Source organism: Streptomyces sp. NPDC023573 (assembly GCF_055559735.1).
Genome location: NZ_JBVHKB010000008.1, coordinates 167,995 through 180,976, shown reverse-complemented (window position 1 = coordinate 180,976; position 12,982 = coordinate 167,995). Strand labels below are relative to the sequence as shown.

Genomic DNA, 12,982 nt, shown 5'->3' with positions numbered 1-12,982 from the left:
GATGTCGCGACTCGGCAATCTCGGCGCCCGGCTCTACCGTGGCGAGGTCGGTTACGACTTCATCGGCAAGCGCAAGATCTGGTACGGCGTCTCGATCCTGATCACCATCACGGCCATCGTCGGCCTGGCGGTCAGCGGCCTGAACATGGGCATCGAGTTCAAGGGCGGTGCCGTCTTCACGACCGACACCAAGGCCAAGGTGTCCGTCTCCCAGGCCCACGAGGTCGCGGTCGAGGCCTCCGGCCACGAGGCGATCGTCCAGGAGCTCGGCAACGGCGGACTCCGGATCCAGATCACCGAGGTCGACACCCAGAAGGCCGACCAGATCAAGGCCCAGCTCTCCGAGGAACTCGGTGTCCCCGAGGCGAAGATCAACGCCGATCTCGTCGGCCCCAGCTGGGGTGAGCAGATCGCCAACAAGGCCTGGACCGGCCTCGGCATCTTCATGGTCCTCGTCGTGGTCTACCTGGCCATCGCCTTCGAGTGGCGGATGGCCGTCGCGGCCCTCATCGCGCTGATCCACGACATCACCATCACCGTCGGCATCTACGCCCTCGTCGGCTTCGAGGTCACCCCCGGCACGGTGATCGGTCTGCTGACCATCCTCGGTTACTCCCTCTACGACACGGTCGTCGTCTTCGACAGCCTCAAGGAGGGCACGAACGGGATCACCAAGCAGACCCGCTGGACCTACAGCGAGATCGCCAACCGTTCCATCAACGGCACGCTGGTGCGCTCCATCAACACCACCGTCGTCGCCCTGCTGCCGGTCGCCGGTCTGCTGTTCATCGGTGGCGGCGTCCTCGGGGCGGGCATGCTGAACGACATCTCGCTGTCGCTCTTCGTGGGCCTCGCCGCCGGTGCCTACTCCTCGATCTTCATCGCCACCCCGCTGGTCGCCGACCTCAAGGAGCGCGATCCGCAGATAAAGGCACTGAAGAAGCGGATCCTCGCCAAGCGCGCCGCCGCGGCGGCCAAGGGCGAGTCCGTCGAGGACGAGCGCGACGACCGGGCCGACGAGTTCACCGACGGTCCCGACGAGGAGTCCCCGACCGCCGGGGCCGTCGTCGGCCCGCGCCGGCAGGCCGGTGGCCACGGCAGGACCCCGAGGAACCGCCGATGACCACGAACGTCACCGACGCCACCCGGGAGCTCCTGCTCAGCCGGATCCGTGACGTGCGGGACTATCCGAAGCCCGGAGTGCTGTTCAAGGACATCACCCCGCTGCTCGCCGACCCGGTCGCCTTCTCCGCGCTGACCGACTTCTTCGTGGAGCTGTGCGTCCGGCACGGGGCCACCAAGATCGTCGGCCTGGAGGCCCGCGGCTTCATCCTGGCCGCGCCGGTCGCCGTCCGGGCCGGGATCGGGTTCGTACCCGTGCGGAAGGCCGGGAAGCTGCCCGGTGCCACACTGGGGCAGGCGTACGAGCTGGAGTACGGCACGGCGGAGATCGAGATCCACGCCGAGGACCTGGCCGCCGACGACCGGGTCATGGTCATCGACGACGTCCTGGCCACCGGCGGAACCGCCGAGGCCTCGCTGGAGCTCATCCGGCGGGCCGGTGCGCAGATCGCGGGGGTGGCGGTCCTGATGGAACTCGGCTTCCTCTCCGGCCGAGCTCGGCTGGAGGCGGGGCTGCGGGACGCCCCGCTGGAGGCACTGATCACGCTCTGACCTGCACCGCGCCGCACCGGCGCGCGTAGGGACGTACAGGACGGGTACCCGGGAACATCCGGGTGCCCGTTCGGCGTTGTGAGGGGTTCCACACTCCCCGGGCGAGGACACGCCCGGAGGTCGATACCATGGGCTTTCCGGTAGCCCGGATCCGCACGAGGAGCGCTCTTGCCAGACGAGGCCCAGCCAGTCGCCGCCCCGCAGCCCGAAAGGCCCGCGGCGGCCTCCGCCACGCCTGGGAAGGCGCAGCCCGAGGGAGCAGGCGCGCCCGGACCCGCGGGCGGGCACACGCAGGGCCCCGGCGAGGCACCGGGCGGCCGGACGCCCGCAGCTCCGGCGAAGCCGGCCCCGCCGCCCGGGACGAAGCCCGCGACCCCGCCCGGCACGACGCCGCCGCCCGGGACGGAGCCCGCCTCGCCGGCGACGCCCGCCTCCGGATCCGCAGCGCCGAAGCCCCCGGCCCCCGCCGCGAAGTCCCCGGCGCCCGCCCCCGCCGCGAAGCCGCCCGCCCGGTCCGCCGCCCCGCCCGCCCCACCCGCGCGCTCCGGCGGCTCCTCCAACCGCGTCCGGGCCCGCCTCGCCCGTCTGGGGGTACAGCGCTCCAGTCCGTACAACCCGGTCCTCGAGCCCCTTCTGCGTACGGTCCGCGGCAACGATCCCAAGATCGAGTCCGCCACGCTGCGCCAGATCGAGAAGGCCTACCAGGTCGCCGAACGCTGGCACCGCGGGCAGAAGCGCAAGAGCGGCGACCCCTACATCACCCATCCGCTCGCCGTCACGACGATCCTCGCCGAGCTCGGCATGGACCCGGCGACGCTCATGGCGGGACTGCTGCACGACACCGTCGAGGACACCGAGTACGGCCTGGACACCCTGCGCAAGGACTTCGGCGACCAGGTCGCGCTGCTCGTCGACGGCGTCACCAAGCTCGACAAGGTCAAGTTCGGCGAGGCGGCCCAGGCGGAGACCGTGCGCAAGATGGTCGTCGCCATGGCCAAGGACCCCCGGGTCCTCGTCATCAAGCTCGCCGACCGGCTGCACAACATGCGCACCATGCGCTACCTCAAGCGGGAGAAGCAGGAGAAGAAGGCCCGCGAGACCCTCGAGATCTACGCGCCACTGGCTCACCGCCTGGGCATGAACACCATCAAGTGGGAGCTGGAGGACCTCGCCTTCGCGATCCTCTACCCCAAGATGTACGACGAGATCGTCCGCCTCGTCGCCGAGCGCGCGCCCAAGCGTGACGAGTACCTCGCCATAGTGACCGACGAGGTCCAGGCCGACCTGCGCGCCGCCCGGATCAAGGCCACCGTCACCGGCCGGCCGAAGCACTACTACAGCGTCTACCAGAAGATGATCGTGCGGGGCCGTGACTTCGCCGAGATCTACGACCTGGTGGGCATCCGCGTCCTCGTCGACACGGTCCGCGACTGCTATGCGGCGCTCGGCACCGTCCACGCCCGGTGGAATCCGGTGCCCGGGCGGTTCAAGGACTACATCGCGATGCCCAAGTTCAACATGTACCAGTCACTGCACACCACGGTGATCGGCCCCAGCGGCAAGCCCGTCGAGCTCCAGATCCGCACGTTCGACATGCACCGCCGCGCGGAGTACGGCATCGCGGCGCACTGGAAGTACAAGCAGGAGGCCGTCGCGGGCGCCTCCAAGGTCCGCACCGACATCCCGAAGAACACGGGCGGCGGCCGCGGCCAGGACACCGTCAACGACATGGCGTGGCTGCGCCAGCTCCTGGACTGGCAGAAGGAGACCGAGGACCCCAGCGAGTTCCTGGAGTCCCTGCGCTTCGACCTGTCCCGCAACGAGGTCTTCGTCTTCACGCCGAAGGGCGACGTGATAGCGCTGCCCGCCGGTGCTACGCCGGTCGACTTCGCGTACGCCGTCCACACGGAGGTCGGCCACCGGACCATAGGGGCACGGGTCAACGGACGTCTCGTACCGCTGGAGTCGACCCTCGACAACGGCGACCTGGTGGAGGTCTTCACCTCCAAGGCGGCCGGCGCCGGGCCCTCGCGTGACTGGCTCCAGTTCGTCAAGTCGCCCCGGGCGCGCAACAAGATCCGCGCCTGGTTCTCCAAGGAGCGGCGCGACGAGGCGATCGAGCAGGGCAAGGACTCCATCGCGCGGGCCATGCGCAAGCAGAACCTGCCGATCCAGCGGATCCTGACCGGCGACTCCCTGGTCACGCTGGCGCACGAGATGCGCTACCCCGACATCTCGTCGCTGTACGCGGCGATCGGCGAGGGCCACGTCGCGGCGGCCGGTGTCGTCCAGAAGCTCGTCCAGGCGCTCGGTGGCGAGGACGCGGCCAACGAGGACCTGGCGGAGAGCTCGCCGCCCTCGCACGGCCGCAACAAGCGCCGCGCCAAGGCGGATCCGGGTGTGGTCGTCAAGGGCGTCGAGGACGTCTGGGTCAAGCTGGCCCGCTGTTGTACGCCCGTCCCCGGCGACCCGATCATCGGATTCGTCACCCGGGGCAGCGGGGTCTCCGTGCACCGCGCGGACTGCGTCAACGTCGACTCGCTCTCGCAGCAGCCGGAGCGGATCCTCGACGTCGAGTGGGCACCCACCCAGTCCTCGGTCTTCCTCGTCGCCATCCAGGTCGAGGCGCTGGACCGCTCGCGGCTCCTCTCGGACGTCACCCGGGTCCTGTCCGACCAGCACGTGAACATCCTGTCGGCAGCCGTACAGACGTCCCGGGACCGGGTGGCCACGTCACGCTTCACCTTCGAGATGGGCGACCCCAAGCACCTGGGACACGTCCTGAAGGCCGTACGCGGCGTGGAGGGCGTCTACGACGTCTACCGGGTCACCTCGGCCCGCCGCCCGTAGCGGCGGGCCGTCCCGCCGGCGCCCTGGGCTTCCGCCCCGGGCCGTCGGCGCGTCGGCGCCCTGCCGCGCGTCGACCTGCTGCCGGCCGTACCTGCCCGGGCGGGGCGACGGCCGGTTTCCAGGCACTGCCGCGCTTCTTCGAGGGGGGCCGGTGTCCAACCGGTCGTCGCCCCCTGCCACCCGGCACGCGAAAGGGGCTCCCGTACGCGACGCGCACGAAAGCCCCTCCCGTGGGACGAGAACGCCGGCTCAGCCGCCGAACTCCTCCAGGCCCTTCAGCGCCTGGTCGAGCAGAGCCTGCCGGCCCTCCAGCTCGCGCGAGAGCTTGTCCGCCCTGGCGTTGTTGCCCGAGGCGCGTGCCGTGTCGATCTGCGTGCGCAGCTTGTCGACGGCAGCCTGGAGCTGACCGGTCAGACCCGCGGCGCGCGCCCGCGCCTCCGGGTTCGTCCGGCGCCACTCGGACTCCTCGGCCTCCTGGAGCGCCCGTTCCACCGCCTGCACCCGGCCCTCGACCTTCGGGCGGGCATCGCGCGGTACGTGGCCGATGGCCTCCCAGCGCTCGTTGATGGACCGGAACGCGGCCCTGGCCGCCTTCAGATCCCTCACCGGGACCAGCTTCTCGGCCTCGGCGGCGAGCTCCTCCTTGAGCTTGAGGTTCTCGCCCTGCTCCGCGTCCCGCTCGGCGAAGACCCCGCTACGGGCGGCGAAGAAGACGTCCTGGGCGCCGCGGAACCGGTTCCACAGCTCGTCCTCGGCCTCGCGCTGGGCGCGGCCCGCCGCCTTCCACTCGGTCATCAGGTCGCGGTAACGCGCGGCCGTCGCACCCCAGTCGGTCGAGCCGGAGAGCGACTCGGCCTCGGCGGCCAGCCTCTCCTTGACCTTGCGGGCCTCCTCGCGCTGCGCGTCCAGCGCCGCGAAGTGGGCCTTGCGGCGCTTGGAGAAGGCGGAACGGGCATGCGAGAAGCGGTGCCACAGCTCGTCGTCGGACTTGCGGTCCAGACGGGGCAGCCCCTTCCAGGTGTCGACGAGCGCCCTCAGACGCTCGCCCGCCGACCGCCACTGCTCGCTCTGCGCCAGCTCCTCGGCCTCGACGACGAGCGCCTCCTTGGCCTGACGGGCCTCGTCGGTCTGCTTCGCCTTCTGGGCCTTGCGCTCCTCACGGCGCGAGTCGACCGTCGCGACGAGCGCGTCCAGCCGCGTGCCGAGCGCGGCGAGGTCACCGACGGCGTGGTGCTCGTCGACCTGCTGACGCAGGTGCTCGATCGCCGCCGTGGCGTCCTTCGCCGAGAGGTCGGTGGTCTTCACCCGCCGCTCGAGAAGGCCGATCTCGACCGCCAGGCCCTCGTACTTGCGCTCGAAATAAGCCAGAGCCTCCTCGGGGGAACCGGCCTGCCACGATCCGACGACCTGCTCGCCCTCGGCTGTACGCACGTACACGGTGCCCGTCTCGTCGACACGGCCCCACGGGTCGCTGCTCACAGCGCCTCCTCCACCTGATGCATCGAGGGGGTTCGCCCCCCGTGCATCGTCCACAGTTTCCTGGGGCGGGCAGCGCCCGCCCTGCACAACGCCAATCTAGGCGACCGGCCGCCCGGCTGTCCGCACTCAGCGCGGCTGAAATTCTCCCGTGCGCTCCACGGCCCGGCGCCGGGCGGCCACGCGTCCGGTCAGGCCTTGTCGACCGTCGCCTTCTCGACCGTGACGGTCTTCTTCGGGGCACCGTCGCCCGCCCCACCGGCGACGCCCGCCTCGGCGACCTTCTTGACCGCCTTCAGACCCGCATCGTCCATGGTGCCGAACGGCGTGTAGCTGGGCGGCAGCGGGGTGTCCTTGTAGACGAGGAAGAACTGACTGCCGCCGGTGCCCGGCTGGCCGGTGTTCGCCATCGCGACGGTGCCCGCCGGGTACGTCACCGAGCCCTTGTCGTCCGCCTTGCCCAGCGCGGTCAGGTTCTCGTCAGGGATGGTGTAGCCGGGGCCACCCGTCCCGTCGCCCTTCGGGTCACCGCACTGCAGGACGAAGATGCCCTCCGTGGTCAGGCGGTGGCACTTCGTGTCGTCGAAGTACCCCTTGTCCGCGAGGGCCTTGAACGAATTCGTGGTGTGCGGGGTCTTCGCCGCGTCCATCGCGATGCCGATGTCGCCCTGGCTCGTCCTGAGCGCCATCGAGTACTTGGCCTTCTTGTCGATCTTCATCGCCGGCTCGGGAGCGCTGCTCTCGCTCGCCGAGGGCGATGCCGACGGGCTCTCGCTCGCCGCCGCGTCCGCCGTGGTCTTCGAGTCGTCGCCGTCGAGCGAGACGTACGCGCCCGCACCGATGACCGCCACCACGGCCACCGACGAAGCGATGATCACCGTGAGACGCCTCGTCCTCCGGCGCGCTTCCTCCCGGCGCTGCTGCTGCCGCTCGAACTTCTCCCGGGCGAGCTGCCGCCGCCGCTGATCGCTGCTGACCACCGGATGGTCTCCTTGTACGTCGTGTGATCGGTCGTGGAATGCCCGTACGGTATATGGGTTAGCTGTGGAATGAGGAGCGCCGGTAGTCTCTGGTCTGCCGCATTCCCCTCAGCGGCCCTCCTCGTCGGACGAACACTAAGGACGAACGTGCTCATTGCCGGGTTCCCCGCCGGGGCCTGGGGGACCAATTGCTATCTGGTCGCCCCCGCCGCCGGTGAGGAGTGCGTGATCATCGACCCGGGCCACCAGGCCGCCCAGGGTGTCGAGGACGCACTGAAGAAGCATCGGCTCAAGCCCGTCGCCGTCGTCCTCACCCACGGCCACATCGACCACGTCGCCTCGGTCGTCCCCGTCTGCGGCGCCCATGACGTCCCCGCCTGGATCCACCCGGAGGACCGCTACATGATGAGCGATCCCGAGAAGGCGCTGGGCCGCTCCATCGGAATGCCCCTGATGGGCGAGCTGACCGTGGGCGAGCCCGACGACGTCAAGGAGCTGACCGACGGCGCCGCGCTGAAGCTGGCGGGTCTGGAGTTCGGCGTCGCGCACGCGCCCGGCCATACGAAGGGGTCGGTGACGTTCAGGATGCCCGAGGCCGCGGACGTCCCGCAGGTCCTCTTCTCGGGCGACCTGCTCTTCGCCGGCTCCGTCGGACGCACCGACCTGCCCGGCGGCGACCACGCCGAGCTGATCGAGTCGCTGGCCCGCGTGTGCCTGCCGCTCGACGACTCGACCGTGGTGCTGTCCGGCCACGGCCCCCAGACGACCATCGGCCGCGAGCGCGCCTCCAACCCGTACATGAACGGTCTGGCCGCGCCCCGCCGAGGAATGTGACGAGAGAGAAACACCGTGAGCACCTTCCAGGCCCCCAAGGGCACGTACGACCTGATCCCGCCGCGCTCCGCGAAATTCCTCGCGGTGCGCGAGGCGATCTCCGCACCCCTGAAGAACTCCGGCTACGGCTACATCGAGACGCCCGGCTTCGAGGACGTCGCCCTGTTCTCACGCGGTGTGGGCGAGTCCACCGACATCGTCTCCAAGGAGATGTACGCCTTCGAGACCAAGGGCGGTGACAAGCTCGCGCTGCGCCCCGAGGGCACCGCGTCCGTGCTGCGCGCGGCGCTGGAGGCCAACCTGCACAAGGCGGGCAACCTCCCCGTCAAGCTCTGGTACTCCGGCTCGTACTACCGCTACGAGAAGCCGCAGGCGGGCCGTTACCGTCACTTCTCGCAGGTGGGTGCCGAGGCCATCGGTACCGAGGACCCCGCGCTCGACGCCGAGCTGATCATCCTGGCCGACCAGGCCTACCGCTCGCTCGGCCTCAGCCAGTTCCGGATCCTGCTGAACTCGCTGGGCGACAAGGAGTGCCGCCCCGTCTACCGCGAGGCGCTCCAGACCTTCCTGCGCGACCTCGATCTCGACGAGGAGACCCGTCGGCGCATCGAGATCAACCCGCTCCGGGTCCTCGACGACAAGCGGCCCGACGTCCAGAAGCAGCTCACCGGCGCCCCGATGCTGCGCGACTTCCTCTGCGACGCCTGCAAGGCGTACCACGAGGAGGTCCGCGACCTGCTGACGGCGGCGGGCGTGGTGTACGAGGACGACGAGAAGCTCGTCCGCGGTCTCGACTACTACACGCGCACGACCTTCGAGTTCGTCCACGACGGTCTGGGCTCCCAGTCCGCGGTGGGCGGCGGCGGCCGTTACGACGGGCTGTCCGAGATGATCGGCGGCCCCGCGCTGCCGTCCGTCGGCTGGGCGCTCGGCGTGGACCGCACAGTGCTCGCCCTGGAGGCGGAGGGCGTCGAGCTCGACGTCCCGGCCACCACCAGCGTGTACGCGGTACCGCTCGGCGAGGAGGCCCGGCGGGTGCTCTTCGGTCTGGTCACCGAGTTGCGCAAGGCCGGTGTCGCCACCGACTTCGCGTTCGGAGGCCGGGGCCTCAAGGGTGCGATGAAGAGCGCGAACCGCTCCGGTGCCCGCTTCACGATCGTGGCCGGCGAGCGTGATCTCGCCGAGGGCGCGGTCCAGCTCAAGGACATGGAGTCCGGCGGCCAGGAGCCGGTCGCGCTCGACGCGCTCGTGGCCACGGTGCGGGCCAAGCTGGCCTGAGCCGCACGTCCGACCGCTGTGCCCGCCCGGTCCGTCCGGGCGGGCACAGCGCGTTCCGGGGCGCCCTTCGTCAATTTCGGGTCCCTGGATTCACCGTGCCGGGATATTTCATTACGGGGTCAGGACGCCAGGAGCGCTCACCCCGGCCCGGCCCTTCACCGCGTGCCGGGCCAGGGACGCGGGCTTCCCACACACCTCCAAAAACAGGGCGGTCGTCGCACACTTTTATGCCGATCGAACGGCTGGCCACAACGCCGGTGCGGCACAATGACCATGCCCAGCCGGCTACTCAGTGATGGAACGGCGATATGACGATGGCAGCGGTAGACCACCCCTCCTCCCGGCAGGACGAGGACAACGGCGCGAAGACCTACGGCGGCAGCCGCGCGCTCGCACTGCTGCTGGTGATCACCGGCGCGGCCGGGCTGCTCGCCGCCTGGGTGATCACCATCGACAAGTTCAAGCTGCTCGAGGACCCGAGCTTCACCCCGGGCTGCAGCCTCAACCCGGTGGTCGCGTGCGGCAACATCATGAAGAGCGAGCAGGCGTCCGCCTTCGGCTTCCCCAACCCGATGCTCGGCATCGCCACGTACTCGGTGGTCATCGGCATCGGCATGGCGCTCCTCGCCGGTGCCCGCTTCCGTGCCTGGTACTGGCTGGGTCTCAACGCGGGCACGCTCTTCGGCGTCGGCTTCTGCACCTGGCTGCAGTACCAGTCGCTGTACAACATCAACTCGCTCTGCCTGTGGTGCTGCCTGGCCTGGGTCGCCACGATCTTCATGTTCTGCTACGTCACCACGCACAACATCAAGCACGGCATCCTGCCCGCCCCCGCCTGGCTGCGGAACACCCTCACCGAGTTCCACTGGGTGCCGCCGGTCCTCTGGATCGGGATCATCGGCATGCTGATCCTGACCCGCTGGTGGGACTTCTGGACCAGCTGACGCGCCAGGCGGTCCTGTCAGTGGGGTGACATAGGCTTCGTGACGTGGAGCCCGACCTCTTTACCGCAGCAGCCGAAGACCGCCAGGAGAAGGACCCGTCCAGCAGCCCCCTCGCTGTCCGGATGCGTCCTCGTACGCTGGACGAGGTGGTCGGCCAGCAGCATCTGCTCAAGCCCGGCTCTCCGCTGCGGCGACTCGTCGGGGAGGGGAGCGGAGGGCCCGCGGGCCCCTCGTCGGTGATCCTCTGGGGCCCGCCCGGCACGGGTAAGACAACTCTGGCGTACGTGGTCAGCAAGGCCACCAACAAGCGCTTCGTCGAGCTCTCCGCGATCACCGCCGGCGTCAAGGAGGTGCGGGCCGTCATCGAGGGCGCGCGCCGCGCCACCGGCGGCTTCGGCAAGGAGACCGTCCTCTTCCTCGACGAGATCCACCGCTTCTCCAAGGCCCAGCAGGATTCCCTCCTCCCCGCCGTGGAGAACCGCTGGGTCACGCTGATCGCGGCCACCACGGAGAATCCGTACTTCTCGATCATCTCCCCGCTGCTGTCGCGCTCCCTGCTCCTCACCCTGGAGCCGCTCACCGACGAGGACCTTCGCGCGCTCCTGCGCCGGGCGCTGACCGACGAGCGGGGACTGGGGGGCGCCGTCACCCTGCCCGAGGACGCCGAGGCCCATCTGCTCCGCATCGCCGGTGGCGACGCCCGGCGCGCGCTGACCGCGCTGGAGGCGGCGGCCGGAGCGGCCCTCACCACGCACGAGCGGGAGATCACGCTCACGACGCTGGAGGAGACCGTCGACCGGGCCGCCGTGAAGTACGACCGCGACGGCGACCAGCACTACGACGTGGCGAGCGCCCTGATCAAGTCGATCCGCGGCTCCGACGTGGACGCCGCCCTGCACTACCTGGCCCGGATGATCGAGGCGGGGGAGGACCCGCGCTTCATCGCCCGGCGGCTGATGATCTCCGCCAGCGAGGACATCGGGCTCGCCGATCCGACGGCACTGCCCACGGCGGTGGCGGCGGCCCAGGCCGTCGCCATGATCGGCTTCCCCGAGGCGGCGCTCACCCTCAGCCATGCCACGATCGCGCTGGCGCTCGCCCCCAAGTCGAACGCGGCGACGCTGGCCATCTCCGCGGCGCAGGAGGACGTGCGCCGGGGCCTCGCCGGTCCGGTCCCGGCCCATCTGCGCGACGGCCACTACAAGGGCGCGGCCAAGCTGGGCCACGCCCAGGGCTATGTCTACCCGCACGACGTCCCCGGCGGTATCGCCGCCCAGGAGTACGCCCCGGACGCCGTCCGCGGCAGGCGCTACTACGAACCCACGCGGTACGGCGCGGAGGCGCGCTACGCCGACGTGGCGGACCGGGTGCGCGAGCGGCTCGGCCGCGGGGAGCAGGGCGGCCCGGCCTCCCCGTGAGGCCGCCGCTCAGCAGGCGGCCGCTTCGAAGAGGGTGTGCATCGCGCGGCGCAGCCCGGTGATGTCGCGTACGGGCTCGGGAAATTCGAACCGGGCGTCGAAACGGGCGTCGCGGCCGTCGACGAACCGCACCCGGAGTCCGAAGCGGTCGAGTGCGACCGGGACGGCACCGAGCCGGTGCTCCGCGCAGCCGCACCCGTCCCGGTCACCGAGGAGCGCGGACAGCGTGGCCATCCGCTCGCTGTGCGCGGCGTGCAGATGCTGGAGCAGCTCGGCCTCATGGGCGACCAGCGGATCGGCGACCGCGTCCCGGAAGGCATCGGGCTCCACCTCGTCGAACCCCCACAGGTCGTCGACCGACGCCTCCCCGGTCTCCAGCCGGAGCGTCATCCGGCCGGGCTCGGCGAGCCCGGGCACCGCGGTGAGCCAGCCACCGATCCGGACGCGGCCGCGGATCCGGTGCGGGACCGAGACCGGTGCGACATCGGTGATCTCCAGCACAGCGGTCAGCTCGTCGCCCTGGGCGCGCGTCGCGGCCCGCACGACCGGGGAGTCCACGGGGAAGCCGAGGAAGAGGTCCCCCTCGGGACCGATGCTCCTGCTGTCGGGCATCAGCTGGTCCGGGTGGATCACCGACAGCCCCGGTGCGAGCAGCACCGCGGAGCAGGTACTCTGTACGAGAGTTCGTGTGCGCTCGGCTGCTGACGGCATCCGAGTGTTTTCAAGCCCGCTGGGACGCGGCTGACCACGATCAGATCGGCCTTCCGTCGTAGCAGCACCTTCAGGTGTGCTGCCGCTGTCTGTGCTGTCCGTGACGTGTGTGGTGTTCCCAGGGCGAGACATGCGATCTCCTTGAGTAAGGTAAGCCTAACCTAACCTACAACGGAGGTCTGGAGAACGTGCCTAACCAGTCGCGTCCCAAGGTCAAGAAGTCGCGTGCCCTCGGCATCGCCCTGACGCCGAAGGCTGTCAAGTACTTCGAAGCCCGCCCCTACCCGCCGGGCGAGCACGGCCGTGGCCGCAAGCAGAACTCGGACTACAAGGTCCGTCTGCTCGAGAAGCAGCGTCTGCGTGCGCAGTACGACATCAGCGAGCGCCAGATGGCGCGCGCCTACGACCGCGCCCGTAAGGCCGAGGGCAAGACGGGCGAGGCGCTGGTCGTCGAGCTCGAGCGCCGCCTCGACGCCCTGGTCCTGCGTTCGGGCATCGCCCGCACCATCTACCAGGCCCGTCAGATGGTCGTCCACGGCCACATCGAGGTCAACGGTGGCAAGGTCGACAAGCCGTCCTTCCGCGTGCGCCCCGACGACGTCGTGCAGGTCCGCGAGCGCAGCCGCGCCAAGGTCCCCTTCCAGGTGGCCCGCGAGGGTGGCTACGACACCGATGGTGAGACCCCGCGCTACCTCCAGGTGAACCTGAAGGCCCTGGCCTTCCGCCTGGACCGGGACCCGAACCGCAAGGAAATCCCGGTCATCTGCGACGAGCAGCTCGTCGTCGAGTACTACGCCCGCTGACGCAGGCGTAGCGC

The 12,982-nt window shown here is 70.3% G+C and carries 11 protein-coding genes; 8 read left to right on the top strand and 3 right to left on the bottom strand.

Annotation, left to right across the window (positions count from 1 at the left end):
• Position 1 precedes the first annotated feature (1 nt).
• The 3 genes from secF (at position 2) to ACZ32T_RS25360 (ending at position 4,524) form a co-directional block, all read left to right on the top strand.
• On the top strand, positions 2-1,123 hold the full coding sequence (gene secF, locus ACZ32T_RS25370) for a protein translocase subunit SecF (RefSeq protein ID WP_467264821.1): 1,122 nt from the start codon (positions 2-4) through the stop codon (positions 1,121-1,123).
• The gene (locus tag ACZ32T_RS25365; RefSeq protein ID WP_467264823.1) at positions 1,120-1,674 is read left to right on the top strand and encodes an adenine phosphoribosyltransferase; all 555 of its coding nucleotides are present in this window, start codon (positions 1,120-1,122) and stop codon (positions 1,672-1,674) included. Before secF ends, ACZ32T_RS25365 begins: the two co-directional genes overlap by 4 nt.
• Positions 1,675-1,842: 168 nt before the next feature.
• Complete coding sequence (locus tag ACZ32T_RS25360; RefSeq protein WP_467264825.1) at positions 1,843-4,524, top strand: RelA/SpoT family protein; 2,682 nt, start codon at positions 1,843-1,845, stop codon at positions 4,522-4,524.
• Positions 4,525-4,773: 249 nt separating this feature from the next.
• On the opposite strand, the gene ACZ32T_RS25355 is transcribed toward ACZ32T_RS25360, so the two are convergent.
• Entirely contained in the window at positions 4,774-6,003 is a 1,230-nt protein-coding gene (locus ACZ32T_RS25355) for a DUF349 domain-containing protein (protein ID WP_467264827.1), read from the bottom strand.
• Positions 6,004-6,191: 188 nt separating this feature from the next.
• Positions 6,192-6,980, bottom strand: a complete 789-nt coding sequence (locus ACZ32T_RS25350; protein ID WP_467264829.1) for a peptidylprolyl isomerase — start codon at positions 6,978-6,980, stop codon at positions 6,192-6,194.
• Positions 6,981-7,127: 147 nt separating this feature from the next.
• Here ACZ32T_RS25350 and ACZ32T_RS25345 point away from each other — a divergent pair, with 147 nt between their 5' ends.
• From ACZ32T_RS25345 to ACZ32T_RS25330, 4 genes are all read left to right on the top strand, one after another.
• Positions 7,128-7,814 (top strand): MBL fold metallo-hydrolase, encoded by a 687-nt coding sequence (locus ACZ32T_RS25345; protein ID WP_467369190.1) that lies wholly within the window; start codon positions 7,128-7,130, stop codon positions 7,812-7,814.
• 15 nt (positions 7,815-7,829) lie between these two features.
• Complete coding sequence (gene hisS, locus ACZ32T_RS25340) at positions 7,830-9,092, top strand: histidine--tRNA ligase (protein WP_467369188.1); 1,263 nt, start codon at positions 7,830-7,832, stop codon at positions 9,090-9,092.
• 308 nt (positions 9,093-9,400) lie between these two features.
• Positions 9,401-10,036: a vitamin K epoxide reductase family protein gene (locus tag ACZ32T_RS25335; RefSeq protein ID WP_124279733.1), complete on the top strand. Its 636-nt coding sequence runs from the start codon at positions 9,401-9,403 to the stop codon at positions 10,034-10,036.
• 44 nt (positions 10,037-10,080) lie between these two features.
• Positions 10,081-11,454 carry a replication-associated recombination protein A gene (locus ACZ32T_RS25330; protein ID WP_467264836.1) on the top strand — a complete coding sequence of 458 codons (1,374 nt, stop codon included), beginning with the start codon at positions 10,081-10,083 and terminating at the stop codon, positions 11,452-11,454.
• A 9-nt stretch (positions 11,455-11,463) separates the two neighbouring features.
• Here ACZ32T_RS25330 and ACZ32T_RS25325 read toward each other — a convergent pair whose 3' ends face one another.
• Positions 11,464-12,165, bottom strand: a complete 702-nt coding sequence (locus ACZ32T_RS25325) for a DUF2470 domain-containing protein (protein WP_467369186.1) — start codon at positions 12,163-12,165, stop codon at positions 11,464-11,466.
• A 188-nt stretch (positions 12,166-12,353) separates the two neighbouring features.
• On the opposite strand from ACZ32T_RS25325, the gene rpsD reads away from it, so the two are divergent.
• Positions 12,354-12,968: a 30S ribosomal protein S4 gene (gene rpsD, locus ACZ32T_RS25320; protein ID WP_099176856.1), complete on the top strand. Its 615-nt coding sequence runs from the start codon at positions 12,354-12,356 to the stop codon at positions 12,966-12,968.
• Positions 12,969-12,982: the final 14 nt, after the last annotated feature.

Bases quoted from the DNA above. Each gene is read 5' to 3' on its own strand.
- secF (WP_467264821.1), top strand. From the start codon at position 2: ATGTCGCGACTCGGCAATCTCGGCGCCCGGCTCTACCGTGGCGAGGTC.
- ACZ32T_RS25365 (WP_467264823.1), top strand. From the start codon at position 1,120: ATGACCACGAACGTCACCGACGCCACCCGGGAGCTCCTGCTCAGCCGG.
- ACZ32T_RS25335 (WP_124279733.1), top strand. From the start codon at position 9,401: ATGACGATGGCAGCGGTAGACCACCCCTCCTCCCGGCAGGACGAGGAC.
- ACZ32T_RS25325 (WP_467369186.1), bottom strand. From the start codon at position 12,165: ATGCCGTCAGCAGCCGAGCGCACACGAACTCTCGTACAGAGTACCTGC.